General features: G+C 67.0%; 13 protein-coding genes and 1 pseudogene. All 14 read left to right on the plus strand.

Features of this window, described 5'->3' with window-relative positions; translation table 11 throughout:
* The first annotated feature begins 55 nt into the window (after positions 1–55).
* The 14 genes and pseudogenes from D0B54_RS05335 to D0B54_RS05390 all read left to right on the plus strand — a co-directional run bounded on the left by D0B54_RS05335 (position 56) and on the right by D0B54_RS05390 (position 17,644).
* Entirely contained in the window at positions 56–937 is an 882-nt protein-coding gene (locus D0B54_RS05335) for an SDR family oxidoreductase (protein ID WP_117289895.1), read from the plus strand.
* A gap of 278 nt (positions 938–1,215) precedes the next feature.
* Entirely contained in the window at positions 1,216–2,289 is a 1,074-nt protein-coding gene (locus D0B54_RS05340) for an alpha/beta fold hydrolase (RefSeq protein WP_117289897.1), read from the plus strand.
* Positions 2,290–2,569: 280 nt separating this feature from the next.
* A pseudogene (locus tag D0B54_RS25140) lies at positions 2,570–3,670 on the plus strand (acyl-CoA dehydrogenase family protein); the annotation flags it as partial.
* A 12-nt stretch (positions 3,671–3,682) separates the two neighbouring features.
* Positions 3,683–4,888, plus strand: a complete 1,206-nt coding sequence (locus tag D0B54_RS25145) for an acyl-CoA dehydrogenase family protein (protein WP_367396797.1) — start codon at positions 3,683–3,685, stop codon at positions 4,886–4,888.
* Positions 4,889–5,021: 133 nt separating this feature from the next.
* Complete coding sequence (locus D0B54_RS05350; RefSeq protein WP_117289901.1) at positions 5,022–5,819, plus strand: SDR family oxidoreductase; 798 nt, start codon at positions 5,022–5,024, stop codon at positions 5,817–5,819.
* A gap of 20 nt (positions 5,820–5,839) precedes the next feature.
* Positions 5,840–6,295, plus strand: a complete 456-nt coding sequence (locus D0B54_RS05355; RefSeq protein WP_117289902.1) for a MaoC family dehydratase — start codon at positions 5,840–5,842, stop codon at positions 6,293–6,295.
* Between the two features lie 93 nt (positions 6,296–6,388).
* Positions 6,389–7,594, plus strand: coding sequence for an acetyl-CoA C-acyltransferase (locus D0B54_RS05360; protein ID WP_117289903.1), 1,206 nt, complete (start codon positions 6,389–6,391; stop codon positions 7,592–7,594).
* A gap of 112 nt (positions 7,595–7,706) precedes the next feature.
* Positions 7,707–8,846, plus strand: coding sequence for a WD40/YVTN/BNR-like repeat-containing protein (locus D0B54_RS05365; RefSeq protein ID WP_117289904.1), 1,140 nt, complete (start codon positions 7,707–7,709; stop codon positions 8,844–8,846).
* Between the two features lie 8 nt (positions 8,847–8,854).
* Complete coding sequence (locus tag D0B54_RS05370; RefSeq protein ID WP_117295062.1) at positions 8,855–11,227, plus strand: efflux RND transporter permease subunit; 2,373 nt, start codon at positions 8,855–8,857, stop codon at positions 11,225–11,227.
* A 262-nt stretch (positions 11,228–11,489) separates the two neighbouring features.
* Entirely contained in the window at positions 11,490–12,503 is a 1,014-nt protein-coding gene (locus D0B54_RS05375) for an AraC family transcriptional regulator (RefSeq protein WP_162932230.1), read from the plus strand.
* An 82-nt stretch (positions 12,504–12,585) separates the two neighbouring features.
* Entirely contained in the window at positions 12,586–12,765 is a 180-nt protein-coding gene (locus D0B54_RS24175) for a hypothetical protein (RefSeq protein ID WP_162932231.1), read from the plus strand.
* 19 nt (positions 12,766–12,784) lie between these two features.
* Positions 12,785–13,498, plus strand: coding sequence for a hypothetical protein (locus D0B54_RS05380; RefSeq protein WP_117289907.1), 714 nt, complete (start codon positions 12,785–12,787; stop codon positions 13,496–13,498).
* Between the two features lie 310 nt (positions 13,499–13,808).
* On the plus strand, positions 13,809–14,909 hold the full coding sequence (locus D0B54_RS05385) for an amidohydrolase family protein (RefSeq protein WP_117289909.1): 1,101 nt from the start codon (positions 13,809–13,811) through the stop codon (positions 14,907–14,909).
* Positions 14,910–15,085: 176 nt separating this feature from the next.
* Entirely contained in the window at positions 15,086–17,644 is a 2,559-nt protein-coding gene (locus D0B54_RS05390; RefSeq protein ID WP_117289911.1) for a CaiB/BaiF CoA transferase family protein, read from the plus strand.
* The last annotated feature ends 101 nt before the right edge of the window (positions 17,645–17,745 follow it).

Here is a 17,745-nt window from a genome sequence, read left to right on the forward strand (position 1 = left end):
CTCGGTCTCTCTCCCGCAGGCGGGAGAGAGAAGACCAGAATCAACGAGAATTCACATGGGCATCTGCAACAACCGCACGATCATCGTCACCGGCTCGGGCGCCGGCCTGGGCCGCGGCTACGCGCTGGCGCTGGCCGCCGAGGGCGCCAACGTCGTGGTCAACGACATCAAGCGCGAGGCCGCCGAGGCGGTGGTCGCCGAGATCCAGGCTGCCGGCGGCAAGGCCGTGGCCAGCGTCGACGACATCACCTCGATGGCCGGTGCCGACAACATCGTCAGGACCGCCGTCGACGCCTTCGGCGACGTGCATGGCGTGGTCAACAACGCCGGCATCGTGCGCGACCGCATGTTCGCCTCGCTCAGCGAAGACGATTGGGACCTGGTGGTGAAGGTTCACCTCAAGGGTCATTTCTGCATCGCCAGCAAGCTGGTGCAGCGCTGGCGCGACCAGGTCAAGGCCACCGGCACCAAGGCCGACGGCCGCATCATCAACACCAGCTCCGGCGCCGGCCTCAACGGCTCCATCGGCCAGAGCAACTACGCCGCTGCCAAGGGCGGTATCGCCTCGATGACGCTGGTGCAGGCCGCCGAACTGGGCCGCTACGGCATCACCGCCAACGCCCTGGCCCCGGCCGCGCGCACCGGCATGACGGAGGGCCCGTTCGGCGCCCTGATGAAGAAGCCGGAAGACGGCAGCTTCGATCATTACGCCCCCGAGAACGTCGCGCCGCTGGTGGTCTGGCTGTGCAGCCCGCTGTCGGCCCACGTCACCGGCAATGTCTTCGAGGTCGAGGGCGGCAAGGTCTCCATCGCCAACGGCTGGAAGACCGGCATCGTCCGCGACAAGAAGGCGCAATGGAACCCGGCCGAACTGACCGAGGTGATCGACGGCCTGATCGCCGAGTCGCCGGCCGCGCAGAAGGTCTACGGCAGCTGACTAGGGCCTGTTGACGCTACGGCCAGGCGTTGGAGCGGTTTCGGACACGATGCCCTGAGGCGAAAGCTTCGGGGCATTTTCGTGTGTGAACGGGCTTTATCCATCGATTCAAGGGCTTGCATGCTGCACTGCACAAAACGTGGGGTAACCTAAATTACTGTGACATTGATCGATGTCAGGCAAGCCAATGACGCCTGCGTCAGCTTCTCCTTAAGGTCCGTCGCTGCTGACACGAACCCAGATCGTGCCGGCTGTTTCGCCATAAAACTGGAGGCCCGATGATCCGTTTTCCCTCTGCCGCCGTACTCGCAAGCCTGCGATCGGCGATCTCGCCGATACGTTCGGTAATCGGGAATTCCAAGGCGGGTCCCAAGGCCCTGACCGAACAGCAGGCCGCGCTGGACCTGGTGCGCGCCGCCTACCTGGCCAAGTCCGAGCCGGTCGACGAGGACGCCCTGCGCCAGTGGCAGCCCTCGGGGCTGGCCTGGCCGCTGCTGCGGGAAGTGCAGCGCCTGGCCTCCGGCATGAGCAAGCGCAGCATGGAAGTCGACGGCCATCGCCTGGTGTGGATGGAAGGCGGCAACGCCCGCGGCGAGCCGGTGCTGCTGCTGCACGGCTTCACCTCCAGCAAGGAAAACTGGCTGCTGATGCTGCCCTTCCTGATGCAGCGCTACCGCCTCTACGTGCTGGACCTCCCGGCCTGGGGCGAGAGCCAGTACATCCACGGCCGCCCTTATACGCTGGACCGCCAGGCCGAGCGCGTCGCCGAGTGGGCGCGCCGCGCCATCGGCGTACCGGCGCACGTGGTCGGCAGCTCCATGGGCGGCGCCATCGCTGGCCTGCTGGCGGCGCGCCACGCCTCCCAGGTGGCCTCGCTGACGCTGATGAACGCCGCCGGCATGCACGGCGAGAATTCCAGCCCTTTCGAGCGCGGCCTGGCCGAAGGGCGCAACGGCCTGCTCGCCAGCCGCCTGTCCGAGGTAATCCAGCTGCTGGAGAACGTCATCGAGCGCAACCGCGCCACGCTGCCGCTGGCCCTGGCGCCGCTGATGTACAGCCAGTTCACGCGCCGTCGCATGCTCAACCTGCATCTGTTCGCGCAGATGATCAAGACCCCGCATGTGGAACTGGCCGGCGTCCAGGTGCCGACCCTGGTGCTCTGGGGCGAGCAGGACCGCATCCTCGACGTGTCCTCCGCCGATGCCTTCCTGGCGGTGATCCCGCACGCGGTGGTCAAGAAGCTGCGCGGCGTCGGCCACCTGCCGATGGTGGAGGTGCCGGGCGTTACCGCGCGGCGCCTGCGCAAGTTCTGGGAAGCGCAGAAGGTCGAAAAGCTCGCTGTAGCGGCATAAGGACCGCGCAGTACCGCGAAACCCCGCCAAGAGCGGGGTTTTGTCGTTAAAGCCTGAAAAAAAGCATTTCAGCCGCGGATAAACGCGGATTGACACGGATTTACAGCTCATTTCGCCTGTAAGGCGAGGGGTTTGCGCAGGACCAGCGGGTTTCTTGATCCGCGTTCATCCGTGTAATCCGTGGCAAAAGAGCTTTTTCGTTAACCCTATTGGATGAAGAGCCGCGGACCCCGCGCCCACGATAATCTGCGCCTCATAGCCACGAAGCTGGACGCCCGACGTGAACTTGGCGCTGACCGAAGACCAGATCCTGATCCGCGACGCGGCCGAGAACTTCCTCGCCGACGTCAGCACCTCGGCAGCGGTGCGCGCCGCGATGGAAAGCGCCGCCGGCTACGACGAGGCCGTGTGGCAGCGCATCGGTGCCGAGCTGGGCTGGTGCGCGCTGGCGATTCCCGAGGACTGCGGCGGCCTGGGCCTGGGCCCGGTGGAGCTGGCGCTGGTCATGGAGCAGATGGGCCGCCGCCTGCTGTGTGCGCCGTTCTTCTCCACGGTGTGCCTGGCGGCCAACCTGCTCAACGAAACCGCCACCGAGGCGGCGCGCAGCCGCTTCCTCGCGGCCATTGCCGAGGGCAGCCTCAGCGCCACCGCGCCCCTGCCCAGCGTGACCGACTGGGCCGCCGCCGCCTCGGAACTGGAAGCCGTGCCCGACGGCGACGGCTGGAAGCTCAACGGCTACTGCGCGCGCGTGCCCGACGGTGCCAACGTCACCTGGCTGTTCCTGCTGGCGCGCCTGCCCGACGGCGACCACGGCCTGTTTGCCGTGCGCAACGACGACGAGGGCCTGGCGATCCAGCAGCTCAACGGCTGGGACCAGACGCGCCGCTTCGCGCGGCTCGATCTCAGCGGCGTCTCCGCCGACCGCATCGACGATCCCGCGCGCATGGCCGAGGGCCTGCCGCGTGCCGCCGCGCTGGCGCGCCTGTACATCGCCGCCGAGCAGCTCGGTGGCGCGCAGACCTGTCTGGACCTGACCGTGGCCTACACCGCCACGCGCAAGCAGTTCGGCCGCGTCATCGCCTCGTTCCAGGCGGTGAAGCATCGCTGCGCGCAGATGATGGTGCGCGTCGAGGAGCTGCGCTCGGCGGTGGCCGGCGCCGCCGCGGTGGCGGCCGCGGGCGGCGACACGCACAAGCTGGAACTGGAAACGGCGATGGCGCGCGCGCTGGCGGCCGACAGCTTCTTCTGGTGCGCGCAGGAGGCGATCCAGCTGCATGGCGGCGTCGGCTTCACCTGGGAATACGACCCGCAGCTGTACTTCAAGCGCGCGCAGGCCAGCAGCCACTGGCTGGGCAGTGCCGACGCGCTGCGCGAGCACCTTGCCGCCGCCGTCATCGCCGCGCGCACGCAGGCCGATGAGGCCGCCGCGTCGAACCATCCCGACGAGGCCTTCCGCGCCGAAGTCGCGGGCTGGATGCGCGAGCATCTCGCCGGCCGCTTCGCGCCGCTGAAGCACCGCGGCGGCCCCGGCGACGAGGAAGCCTTCCCCGAGCTGCGCAAGGACTGGGAGCGCGAACTCGCCGCCGGCGGCTGGACCTGCGTCGGCTGGCCGAAGGAGGCGGGCGGCCGCGCGCTGTCGATCCAGCAGCAGGTGATCTTCCACGAGGAATATGCCCGCGCCGGCGGCCCGGGCCGCATGGGCCACATCGGCGAGGGCCTGATCGGCCCGGCGCTGATCCGCTTCGGCAGCGCCGCGCAGAAGGCGCGCTTCCTGCCCGAGATCGTCGCAGGCCGCGAGTACTGGGCGCAGGGCTATTCCGAGCCCAATGCCGGCTCCGACCTGGCCAACGTGCAGACGCGCTGCTGGCAGGAAGCCGACGGCTCCTGGCGCGTGCAGGGCCAGAAGATCTGGACCTCGCTGGCGCAGGAATCCGAGTGGATCTTCGTGCTGGCGCGCTGCGAGCCCGGCAGCAAGGGCAACAAGGGCCTGGCCTTCCTGCTGATGCCGCTGAAGCAGGCCGGCATCGAGATCCGCCCGATCCGCCAGCTCGGCGGCGGCTCGGAGTTCAACGAAGTGTTCTTCGACGGCGCGGTGGCGCAGGCCGACCACATCGTCGGCGCCCCCGGCGAAGGCTGGAAGGTGGCGATGGGCCTGCTCGAGGCCGAGCGCGGCGTGTCCACGCTGGGCCAGCAGATGCACTTCGCGCACGAGGTGGAACTGGTGGTCGCCGCGGCGCAGGCCGTGGGCAAGGCCGGCGACGCCCAGGTGCGCCAGCGCCTCGCGCTGGCCTGGAGCGGCCTGCGCGTGATGCGCTACAACGCCCTGCGCATGCTCGCCGGCGAGCAGACCCAGCTGGGCCGCGAGGCGCTGATCTACAAGTACTACTGGTCCAACTGGCACCGCGACCTGGGCAAGCTGGCGGTGGACGTGCTCGGCCCCGAAGCCGACACGATCTCCGACGATCCGGCCATCCGCCCGCTGCAGCAGCTGTTCTTCTTCTCGCGCGCCGACACCATCTACGCCGGCACCAACGAGATCCAGTTGAACCTGATTGCCGAGCGCGGCCTGCAGATGCCGCGCGAACTGCGGCCCGCTTAAGCCCGATATCTCCCGGCTCCTACCTCAAGGGCCCGGGGGTTGCGTTGCCCCCGCATGGTTAATCCTCGTCCTTCCGAAGGAGGCCGGGCTACCCCCGGCCGGTCAGACTGGCTCCACTAGACAAGGAATGCCCATGACCGCGACCCCGACCGCGCCGCCGCCCTACGTTCCCGCCCATGGCCTGCTCAAGGGCAAGACGGTGCTGATCACCGCCGCCGCCGGTGGCGGCATCGGCTTCGCCGCGGCCAAGCGCTGCCTGGAAGAGGGCGTCCGCGCCCTGATGCTGTCCGACATCCACCCGCGCCGCACCGAAGAGGCCGCCCAGGCCCTGCAGAAGGAGTTCCCGCAGGCGCAGGTGTTCGGCCAGGTCGGCAACGTCGCGGTGGAAGCCGATGTGCAGGCCCTGGTGGACGCGGCCGAGGACAAGCTCGGCGGCGTCGATATCCTGATCAACAACGCCGGCCTCGGCGGCAGCAAGCGCGTCGTCGACATGAGCGACGAGGAATGGCACAAGGTGCTGGACGTGACCCTCACCGGCACCTTCCGCATGACCCGCGCGATGCTGAAGAAAATGCAGCCGCGCGGCCGCGGCGCCATCGTCAACAACGCCTCGGTGCTGGGCTGGCGCGCGCAGACCGAGCAGGCCCATTACGCCGCCGCCAAGGCCGGCGTGATGGCGCTGACGCGCTGCTCGGGCCTGGAAGCCGCCGACTACGGCATCCGCATCAACGCGGTGTCGCCGTCGATCGTGTTCCACGACCACCTGCGCAAGAGCGCCCCGGAGGCCCTGCTCAACGAGCTGGCCAGCCGCGAGGCCTTCGGCCGCGGCGCCGAGGCCTTCGAGATCGCCAACATCATGGTGTTCCTGGCCTCCGACTACGCCTCCTACCTGGTCGGCGAAGTCATTTCCGCCTCCTCGCAGCGCGCCTGACCCATAGTAGAAACGACCCCATGGCTACCCTGTTCGAAACCGCCGATGCCATCCTCAGTTCCATCGGCCAGCCGCTGGACGTCAGCAACTGGGTGGAAGTGACCCAGGAGCGCATCAATCTGTTCGCCGACGCCACCGACGATCACCAGTGGATCCACGTCGATGCGGAAAAGGCGAAGGATGGCCCCTTCGGCTCCTGCATCGCCCATGGCTACCTGACGCTGTCGCTGGCCTCGCGTTTCCTGCCGGAGATCGTCGACGTTCGCATGAAGATGGGCGTCAACTACGGCTGCGACAAGGTGCGCTTCCCCTCGCCGGTGAAGGTCGGTTCGCGCATCCGCGGCAAGGGCGACCTGATCGCGGCGGAGCGGACCCGCGATGGCGGCGTGCAGGCCACGATCCGCGTCACGGTCGAAATCGAGGGCGAAACCAAGCCCGCCTGCATCGCGGACACCATTTCGCGCTACTACTTTTGAGTGAAGCTGGCCGCCCGGGCAGGGCGTACCGTTGTTCACTGAACCCTTAGGCGCGGCGGGCCCGGCCCGACCGCAACCCCGGAGAATCTGGTAATGAACGAAGCTGTCATCGTCTCGGTTGCGCGTACCGGCATCGGCAAGGCCTTCCGTGGCGCCTTCAACGACACCGAGGCCCCGGTGCTGGGCGGCGCCGTGGTCAAGGCCGCCGTCGAGCGCGCCAAGGTCGATCCGAAGGAAGTGGACGACGTGCTGATCGGCTGCGCCGCGCAGCAGGGCACCCAGGCCTACAACCTCGGCCGCCTGGTCGCCTACACCGGCGGCCTGCCCGACACCGTTTCCGGCATGACGCTGGACCGCCAGTGCGCATCCGGCCTGCAGACCATCGCCATCGCCGCCAAGAACATCATGGTGGGCGAGCAGGACATCGTCATCGCCGGCGGCCTGGAATCCATCTCGCTGGTACAGAACAAGCACAAGAACAGCTACCGCTTCGTCTCCGACGCAGTGCTGGCGGCACAGCCCACCGCCTACATCCAGATGATCGAGACCGCCGAGATCGTCGCCGAGCGCTACGGCATCAGCCGCCAGGCCCAGGACGAATACTCCGCCGAGAGCCAGAAGCGCACCGCCGCCGCACAGGCCGCGGGCCTGTTCAACGACGAAATCGTGCCGCTGACGGTGCAGAAGCAGCTGTTCGACAAGGAAGGCAATCCGACGACCAAGGAAACGGTGACGCTGGCCAGGGACGAAGGCAACCGCGCCGAGACCACCTTCGAGAGCCTGTCGGCACTCAAGCCGGTGTGGAAGGACGGCAAGTTCGTGCAGGCCGGCAAGCACATCACCGCCGGCAACGCCTCGCAGCTGTCCGACGGCGCCGCCGCGACGCTGCTGATGAACGCCAAGGCTGCCAAGGATCGCGGCCTGCGTCCCCTGGGCATCTACCGCGGCTTCGCCGTGGCCGGCTGCCAGCCGGACGAAATGGGCATCGGCCCGGTGTTCGCCATCCCCAAGCTGCTGGCGAAGCATGGCCTCAAGGTGTCCGACATCGGCCTGTGGGAGCTCAACGAAGCCTTCGCCTGCCAGGTGATCTACTGCCGCGACAAGCTCGGCATCCCGCATGACCGTCTCAACGTCAACGGTGGCGCCATCGCCATCGGCCACCCCTTCGGCATGAGCGGCGCCCGCATGGTCGGCCACGCCCTGATCGAGGGTCGTCGCCGCGGCGTGCAGTACGTGGTGACCACGATGTGCATCGGCGGGGGCATGGGTGCCGCCGCGCTGTTTGAAATAGCCGCCTGAGAGCGGCTCGCGCGATGACGCGGCGGCTGCCCGGGCTGGGCTGCCGGCATCGCTGGACCTGGTGAGATACCCGGCAGAGACCGGGTCAGAAAATGAAGTGAGGAGATTCGAAATGAATCGAATGGCGTCGTCGCTGGAGTCTTCCAGTCCGGTGAAAAGTTCGTTCAGCAGCGGCTGGCCGTCGCTGCTGTTTGCCGTGGCCGTGGCCGGCGCAGCGGTCTATGCCTTCTCGCATCGTCCGCCGCCGCCGTTTGCGCCGACGCAGGTGCAGCCGGACCGCATCCAGATCAACGGTGTCGTCCAGGCCGGCGAGCGCCTGGTCGCGGTCGGCGAACTGGGCCGCATCCTGGTGGCCAACGACAGCAAGGGTGGCTGGCACGAAGCCAAGGTCGACAAGCCGCGCGGCTCCACGCTGACCCAGGTGCTGGCGATCGACGGCGCGCTGATCGCGGTGGGCCATGACGGCTGGATACTGCGCAGCGAGGACCAGGGCGAGACCTGGAAGGAAGTGCAGTTCGTCGCCGAGGGCGGCGATCCGCTGCTGGGCGTCGCGGGTCCCTACGACGGCACGCTCTTCGCCTACGGCTCCTTCGGCCTGTTCCTGACTTCCAGCGACGGCGGCAAGACCTGGACCAAGTCGACGCTGGTGGAGGAAGGCGCGGCTCCCGCCGCCGCCGAAGCCCCGCCCGCCGAGGCCGCGGCACCGGCGGCCGACGATCCCTGGGCCGATCCCTTCGCCAATGTCGGCAAGGCCGAAAGCGGCATCGGCGACCGCCATCTCAACGCCATGACCCGCGCCGCCGACGGCAGCCTGTGGCTGGTGGGCGAGCGCGGCCTGCTGCTGCAGTCGCGCGACAAGGGCGCCACCTGGAAGGACCACCCGGGCGTCTATGCCGGCTCCTTCTTCGGCATGCTGTCGCTGCCTTCGCGCGGCCTGCTGGCCTTCGGCATGCGCGGCAACGCCTACTACAGCACCGACAGCGGCCAGACCTGGAACAAGAGCAAGATTCCCGAGTCGCTGTCGCTGTTCGGCGGCGCGGTCACCAGCCAGAACGAAATCATCCTGGTGGGTGCCAGCAACGCGGTATTCGTGTCGCGCGACGGCGGCTCCAATTTCACGCGCATGTCCCCCGTCAACCAGAAGAGCCTGACCGCCGTGCTGTCGCTGAAGAGCGGCGACATCGTCACCGCCGGTGAAGGTGGTGTGGAACTGGGCGGCCTCAACGCGCAGCCCAAGGGAGTCACTCCGTGAGCAGCAAAATGGAAAGCATCGTCGGCCGCATCGCCGACGTCCTCATCGGCCGCCGCCGCGTCTTCGCGGTGATCTTCGCCATCATCACCGCGCTGTTTGCCGCCAGCGCCACGCGCGTCAAGCTCGATCCGGGCTTCCTCAAGCTGATCCCGATCAAGCATGAGTACATGCGCACGATGATGGACTACATGCGCGACTTCTCCGGCGCCAACACGCTGCTGGTGAACCTGCGCTGGAAGGGCGAGGGCGACATCTACAACAAGGAGTTCATGGATGCCCTGCAGGGCGCCACGGACGAGGTGTTCTACATCCCCGGCGTCAACCGCACCAAGGTGTCGTCGCTGTTCACGCCCAGCACCTACTACATCGAGATCACCGAGCAGGGCTTCAACGGCGAGCCGGTGGTGCCGGCCAAGTATTCCGGCTTGCCGGAAGAGCTGGCGCAGGTGCGCAAGAACGTGGCGCTGTCCGGCCAGATCGGCCTGATCGTCGCCAACGACCTCAAGGGCGCGATGATCCGCGCCGACCTGCAGGACTACGACCCGAGCAAGGGCCAGGAAGGCCAGCGCGTCGACTACTGGCAGGTGCAGGAGAAGCTCACCGAGATCCGCCAGAAGTTCGAGAAGGGCAACGTCGAGGTCAACATCATCGGCTTCGCGCGCCTGCTGGGAGACGTCATCTACGGCCTGCTCGGCGTGTTCATCTTCTTCGGCGTCGCCTTCCTGATCACCATGGCGCTGCTGTTCTGGTACACCCGCTCGATCCGCCTCACCGTAGTGGCCCTGGTGGTGGCGCTGCTGCCGGTGCTGTGGCTGATCGGCACGCTGCCGCTGATCGGTTTCGGCATCGACCCGATGTCGATCCTGGTGCCGTTCCTGATCTTCTCCATCGGCGTGTCGCACGCGGTGCAGATGACCAATGCCTGGCGCCAGGAAGTGGTGGCCGGCGCCACGGCGGTGGAAGCCTCGCGCGCGGCCTTCTGCAAGCTGTTCATCCCCGGTGCCGTGGCGCTGCTGACCAACGCGCTGGGCTTCGCGGTGATCATGTTCATCGACATCCCCATCGTGCACGAGCTGGGCATCACCGCCTGCCTCGGCGTGCTGCTGATGATCGCCACCAACAAGATGATCCTGCCGATCATCCTGACCCGCGTGAAGCTGGAAGAGTCCAGCCGCCAGCACTCGCTGCGCGGCCCCTCGAACCTGATGGGCGGTGTGTGGAAGGCGCTGGCCCGATGCGCCGAACCGAAGACCGCGGTGATCGTGTTCGCGGTCTGCGCGGTGCTGCTGGTGGTGTCCACCATGGCCTCGCGCAAGATGGTCATCGGCGACTCCGGCAAGGGCGTGCCCGAGCTGCGCCACGACTCGCGCTACAACTACGACGACCGCACCATCAACAGCAGCTACAACATCGGCACCGACGTGCTGACGGTGATGGTCGAGGCCAAGCAGTTCGAGGGCGATTCCTGCCTGCACTACGAGGTGGTGGACCTGGTCGACCGCTTCGAGCTGTACGTGCGCGGCATCGACGGCGTGCAGTCGGTGACCAGCGTCGCCGGCATCGGCAAGCTGGTGATCTCGGCCTTCAACGAGGGCAACCCGCGCTACCGTGCGCTGCCGCGCACGCAAACCGGCCTGTCCACCGGCTCCAAGGCCTTCGATCCCAACCTGGGCCTCAACAACGAGAGCTGCCGCGCCATCCAGGTGCTGATCTTCATGAAGAATCACGACGGCACCGTGGTCGCCCACGCCGTCGAGGAGATCAAGAAGTTCATCACCGCCAACCCGGTCAAGGGCGTCAAGCTGCGCCTGGCCTCGGGCAACGTCGGCGTGATGGCCGCCACCAACGAGGCCGTCGGCTCCGCCGAGGTGACGATGCTGGTGGCGATCTTCGGCGCCCTGGCGCTGCTGTGCCTGCTGACCTTCCGCTCCCTGACAGCGGTGATCTGCATCATCGTGCCGCTGACCATGGTGTCGATCTTCTGCAACGCCCTGATGGCGGTGCTGGGCATCGGCCTGAAGGTGGCGACGCTGCCGGTGGTGGCTCTGGGCGTCGGTGTCGGCGTGGACTACGGCATCTACCTGTTCGAGCGCATCCAGCATGACCTGGACGACGGCAAGGACTTCCGCAGCGCCTTCTACGAAGCCATGCGCCAGCGCGGCACCGCCGCCGTGTTCACCGCCATCACCATGGCGATCGGCGTCGGCACCTGGGCGTTCTCGGCACTGAAGTTCCAGGCCGACATGGGCATCCTGCTGGCCTTCATGTTCCTGGTGAACATGCTCGGCGCGATCTGCCTGCTGCCGGCGCTGGGGGCCTGGTTCTACAAGGGGCAAGGCCGTGCTCCGGCGCCGGTGGCGTCGGCGGCTGGGGTTGGCTAACTCCATGTTTTTGTTCCCCTCTCCCCTCGCGGGAGAGGGGTAGGGGAGAGGGGGAAGGTAGGCGGTACGCACCTCGCGCTGCTGGAGGGGAATGGGATTAAGATTGGGGGAGCCGTCCATGGCGGGACCGCATCTCCTGATCTGGCCCCTGGGCGGCCATCCGTGGCCGCCCGTGATTCATCGCAGGCGATGCCATTTAGGCATCGCCAAAGCGCGATGAATCACCCAGGCGGCGCGTGGGGTGCCAACCCAGGAGCAGACAGTGGCGACATCCGGTCTTCTCAGCCGTTACGCCCGCGCGATGATCGACAGCGCGGAAGCCCACGGCTACCCGCAGGAAATGATCGGCCAGGCCGTGTCTCTGTCGACCTCGGCCCTGCGCGAGGCCTCCGGCTTCGACTCCACCACGTTCTGCCGCGTCTCGCGCAACGTGAAGCTGATGATGATGGACGAGTTCTGCGGTCTCACCGCGGACCCCTGCGAGGTCGGCAGTTTCGTGCGCATGTGCGACCGCGCCGTCACCGCCGGCTCGCTGGGCGAGGCCCTGGCGCATGCCTTCCGCTACTACGAGGGCGTGACCAGCGACATCGGCTTCGACCTGCACGTGCACCCCGACGTCGCTTCGGTGGCGATGAACATCGCGCGCCCCGAACTGGACCGTCACCGCGTGCAGGTGGAGTGGTGGTTCCTGATCTGGTCGCGCTTCGCCGGCTGGCTGATCGGCGAGGAAATCCCGCTGGTGGCCGCCGAATTCCCGCATCCGGTTTCCGGCCCGCTGGAGGAGTACGCCGAAGCCTTCAGCGGCCTGAGCCGTTTCTCGCGCCCCAGTGCCCAGCTGGTGCTGCCGGTGGCCTATCTCGACCGCCCCGTCGTCCGCAGCCGCGACGACCTGCGCCGCTTCATCGAGCCGCAGAGCATCGACCTGGCCCAGCACGCCGAGGTGGAGCGTTCCCTGCGGTCCCTGCTCAAGGAGCGCCTGCGCCGCCAGCTGCAGGCCAGCGGCGCGCTGCCTTCGATCGAGGAGGTGGCGGAGTCCTGGCATGTCAGCAGCCAGACCCTGCGCCGCCGGCTCGACACCCAGTTCACCAGCTACCGCATGCTCAAGGAAGAAGTGCGCCGCGAGGAGGCCGCGCGCCTGCTGCGCGAAGGCCTGCCGATCGGCGAGGCGTCGCTGCGTGCCGGCTTTGCCGAGCCCAACGGCCTGTCGCGCGCGCTCAAGACCTGGGCGGGGCTCAGCCCCAGCGAGTACCGGGCCTGTACGCGGCAGGCGGGCTGAAAGCGGCCCGGCCCGATCGGCCATTCACCCCGCGCCGGAAAGGCGTAAAGTGCCCCGGAGAGTCAGCACACGGGGGTGTCGCATGAACCAAAAGACAGGCTCGTTCCATCACGGGACGCGGTTTCTTTTTGCCTGCGCGGCGCTGGGCGCCTGCCTGCTGGTCGCCAGTTGCGGCGGTGGCGGTGGCGGTGGCGGTTCCTCCAGTTCCGGTCCGCCATTGGCCTGGGACGACGGCAGCTGGGACCAGGTCACCTGGCAGTAAATCCACAAGGAGAATTCGAATGCGCAAGATGATGATCGCAGCAGTCCTGCTGCTCGGCGCCGGCTCGGCCCATGCCGCCTCGGTGCCCAATACCTTCACCGCCGGCGCACCGGCCAAGGCCTCCGAGGTCAACGCCAATTTCGCCGCCCTGGTCACGGCCGTGACCGCGCTTGAGGCCAAGGTGGCGACGCTGGAAACCAAGGTAACGGCGCTGGAGGCGGCCAATGGCCCGCTGACCGTCGCCGACGTGGTCGGCAGCTACCACCTGATGGGCATCAAGACCAAGACCGGCAGCGAGGCGGTCCAACGCCGCTTCAAGTCGGGATCGTCGTCCACCGAAGGTACGGTGACCTTCGCCGCCAATGGCACCTTCACCGCCTCTATCATCCAGAAGTCGGACGAGTACAGCGGCAAGGCACAGCAGTGCAAGTCCGTTGCCGCTACCACCAGCAGCTTCCAGGGGCATGATCACCAATACACCGCCGCTGGATGCACCGAGAGCGCCGACGCCTTCATCTCATCGGCGCAAAACCCACCGGCGCAGCAGCAAGGCGGTACCTGGGTGCTGAACGCGCAGGCCGGCACGATCACGCTGACACCGAGCGGCGAAACGCCCCTCACTGCCTCCTTCTCCAAGAGCGGCCGCGTGGCTTTCCTGCTGACGGTGGACCCGGAAAACGACCCCAGCAACCCGGGCCGATCCTATTCGCTGGAGGTGTTGGTGAAGCAGTAGCTGCAGGAGCAAGTGGGAGCGACGCAAGTCGCGATCTTTTCGCCCTGAAAGATCGCGACTCGCGTCGCTCCCACGTTCCTTTGCATCGGACCGGGCTCTACCTCAAATGTGTCAGGCCGCCCCGCCCGCCCCCGGGTAAGTTGCACTCACAAAGCGCCCCACACCCCTTGCGAGCCATTGATTCACAAGGTTTTTGCGGCGGGATTCGCGGTTGTCAGATTTTGCTATGGGCCACCGCCGACCCGCTGTCTATGCTGGGACGGTACAGGCTGGCGCCCGCCGGCCATAAAACAGCGTGGAGGAGCAGCACATGGTCGAGTTAGCCCAGGAAAAGCTGGTATCGGTGGATTCCCACGTCCATTTCACGGATGACTGGGTCAAGGCCCGCCTGCGCAAGGAACTGCACGAGGTCTGGGACGACGCCAACCGCAAGGCCGAGGAGTACGCGGCCAAGGTGCTGCGTGGCGGCCAGCCGCAGCTGGAGCTGGAAGATTTCGTGGACCCGGAAGCCGCCAAGGACCCGGGCCATTTCAACCCGGAAGGCAAGCTCAAGGCGATGGACCTGGACGGCGTCTACGCCGAGGTCATCTTCCCGGAGCTGGCCGGCGCCAAGATCGCCAACCCCTTCCTGATGGGTGACAACTGGAAGGAAGTGTTCCAGGGCTACAACAACGCCATGGCCGACTTCGCGGCGCATGACCCGGTACGCCTGATGACGGCCTACCAGCTGCCGCTGTACGACATCGACTTCGCGCTCAAGGAAGTCGAGCGCCTGGCGCGCGACAAGAAGGCGCGCTGCGTGCAGCTGACGCCGTTCCCCTCGGACCTGGGCCTGCCGGACTTCTACGACAAGCGCTACGCGCCGCTGTGGTCGCTGCTGGAAGAGACCAACCTGACGATCCTCAACCACCTGGATCTGCACAAGAACCTGTGGGACACCTTCCGCCGCGATCCGACGCCGCAGAAGGGCATCTTCACCGGCCTGGCCTGGGCGCCGCTGGCCGAGACGATCTGCATGTGGATCCTCACCGGCACGCTGGAAAAGTATCCCAAGCTCAAGGTGCTGTTCGTCGAGCCGGGTCTGGGCTGGCTGCCCTGGTTCTTCGAGTCGCTGCTGGATCCGCGCATGCACCAGCACTACACGTTCCCGGGCGTGAAGAAGCCGCCTTCTGAGACCTTCCGCCAGCAGTGCGGCGCCACCTTCATGTACGAGCCGCGCGGCCTGACCGAGTGCTACAAGTACTTCGGCCCCGACTGCCTGTACTGGTCCACCGACTTCCCGCACCCGGCCACCTGCTGGCCCAACTCGCGCAAGCAGGTCGTGAGCCAGTTCGCCGAAGCCGGCATTCCCGAGGCCGATCGCATCAAGATCACCTCCGGCAATGCACGCAAGACCTTCGGCCTGGGCTGAAGGGATGTGAGGGCGGGGCGCCGGCAACGGCGTCCCGCCCGTCTGTTTACAGCGGTTTTTGGCCGCGGATCACGCGGATGAACGCGGATTAAAAAGACGTTCTTGATCCGCGTTCATCCGCGTGATCCGCGGCAAACAAGCTTTAGATCGAATTTCGCAAGACTTAAGGAGCGGACATGGCTGGAGTTCTCGAGAAACTGAAAGTGCTGGACCTGACCTGGGGTATCGCGGGCCCGATGGCCACGATGCTGCTGGCGGACAACGGCGCTGAGGTCACCAAGATCGAACCGCCGGGCGGCGATCCCTTCCGCAACCAGCTGGGCTACAAGGTCTGGCAGCGCGGCAAGCGCAGCGCGATCCTCGACCTGAAGAATGCCGACGACAAGAAGACCTTCCTGGCACTGGCGCAGACCGCCGACGTGCTGGTGGAGTCCTACTCGCCCGGCACCACCGACAAGCTCGGTATCGACTACAAGACCCTGAGCGCACTCAACCCGCGCCTGGTGTACTGCTCCATCACCGGCTACGGCCGTGACAACGAGTTGAGCAACCGTCCGGCCTACGACGCACTGGTGCAGGCCCGCACGGGCCTGATGCACGAGCAGCGCGGCTGGGCGGAAGGCGCGCTCAACCACATGAACGGCGAGCCCGATCCCTATCCGGATCTCGAGATCCCGCAGGACTGGGTGCAGGGCGCCGCGCGCGAGGGCCCGCTGTTCGTGGCCTCGCACTGGCCCAGCCTGGGTGCGTTCTTCACCGCCAGCCTCGGCATTTCCGCCGCGCTGCGTGCGCGTGAAATCACCGGCAAGGGCCAGTGGGTGGAAACTTCATTGCTGCAGGGCGCCTTCGCCGGCGCTGCCGGTGTCTGGCAGCGCGCCGAGAAGATCGACGCCCCGGGCTTCGACACCTGGATCCTCGGCAACCGCTCGCCCAAGGGCCACTTCCAGGCCAAGGACGGCAAGTGGCTGCACAACTGGGTGCCGAACCCGCGCTTCATCCTGCAGGCCGCCGAGGGCGACACGCTCAATGCCTCGCCGGACCTCACGGTCCAGAACGATCCCGACCGCTTCGGCACCGGCCCCGAGGAAATCCTGGTGATGTCGCATTACCAGCCGATCCTGGCCGAGGCCGTCGCCAAGTTCCCGGTCAAGGACTGGGTGGATGCCGCCGCCACCGCCGAGATGACGATGCAGCCGGTGCGCAGCATCGAGGAATCGCTGGCCGACCCGGCCTTCCTCGAGGACGGCTGCGCGACCGAAACCCATGATCCCGAGCTGGGCACGATCCGCACCGTCGGCAATGCCTTCAACATGAGCAAGACCCAGGGCAAGCCCGGCACCGCGCCGGTCAAGCCGGGCGCGAACACGGCCGAAGTGAAGGCCGAGGCTGCGAAGATCATCGCCGAGGCCAGGGCCGCCACCGCGGTTGCCAATGGCAAGAAGCTCAAGGCGCCGCTGGAAGGCATCACCGTGCTCGACCTGGGCCTGGCCATCGCCGGCCCCTTCGGCACGCAGCTGCTCAGCGACCTCGGCGCCACGGTGATCAAGGTCAACGGCCTGTTCGATCTCTTCTGGCACCGCGTGCACATCGCCTACATGGCCAACCGCGGCAAGAAGAGCATCACGCTGAACCTGAAGGACCCGCGCGCGATGAAGATCCTGCTGGATCTGGTCAAGCAGGCCGACGTGGTGCAGCACAACATGCGCTACGACGCCGCAGAGCGCCTGAAGATCGACTACGAGTCCCTCAAGCAGATCAACCCGAAGCTGATCTACTGCCACACCCGCGGCTTCGAGCGCGGCGTGCGCGCCGGCCTGCCGGGCAACGACCAGACCGGCGCCTGCCTGTCCGGCATCCAGTACGAGGACGGCGGCATGGGCCGCGCCGGCTACAACGGCGAAGTCGGCCGTCCGCTGTGGAGCTTCACCAGCTTCGGCGATACCGGCAACGGCTTCCTGTCCGCCGTGGCTATCGTCAACGCGATCTACCACCGCGACCGTAGCGGCGAAGGCCAGTTCGTCGACACCTCGATCATCAACGCCGCGCTGCTCAACACCAGCTACGCCGTCGCCACGCCGGACGGCAAGGGCTTCGAGCGCCCGCGCATCGGCGGCGACCAGGTCGGCTATTCCGCTGGCCATCGCCTGTACAACACGAAGGACGGCTGGCTGTGCTTCGTGCTGGTGGAGCAGTCGCACTGGGACGAGCTGTTCGCCGTCATCGGCAAGCCCGAGCTGGTCACCGACGCGCGCTTCGCCACGTTCGAAGCCCGCACGAAGAACGATGCGGAGTTGGCGAAGATCGTCGCCGACGTGCTGGCCGGCGATACGGCCGCCAGCTGGTTCGGCAAGCTCGATGCCGCCGGCGTGCCGGTGGAAGTGGTCGATGCCGAGTTCTCGCGCAAGCTGCACGACAACGCCGAGTTCCAGAAGCGCCAGTGGACCGTGTCCTACCCGCACCCGGTGGTCGGCAAGCTCGACCAGATCGGCCTGCTGGTGAGCCTGTCCGACACCCCCGGCGTGATCCAGGGTCGCCCGCTGCTGGTTGGCGAGCACACCAAGGAAATCCTCGGCGGCATGGGCTACACCGAGGACCAGGTGAAGACCATGGAAGAGCAGTTCGCGATCGGCTTCGTCGGCATGCCGCGCATGCCGCCGCGTCCGGCGCCGGGCGCCGCGCCTGCCGCGCCGAAGCCGGGCATGGCGAGCATGCTGGAGAAAGAAGGGAACAAGTAACAGCAAGCAACAAAACGAAGGGCCGGGAGAAATCCCGGCCCTTTTTCCTTCCGGCAACAATCACCCTACCGTTCATCCCGAGTGCCGCGCCCCTCGATACA

The sequence above is a fragment of the Solimonas sp. K1W22B-7 genome (genome assembly GCF_003428335.1).
GTDB lineage: Bacteria > Pseudomonadota > Gammaproteobacteria > Nevskiales > Nevskiaceae > Solimonas_A.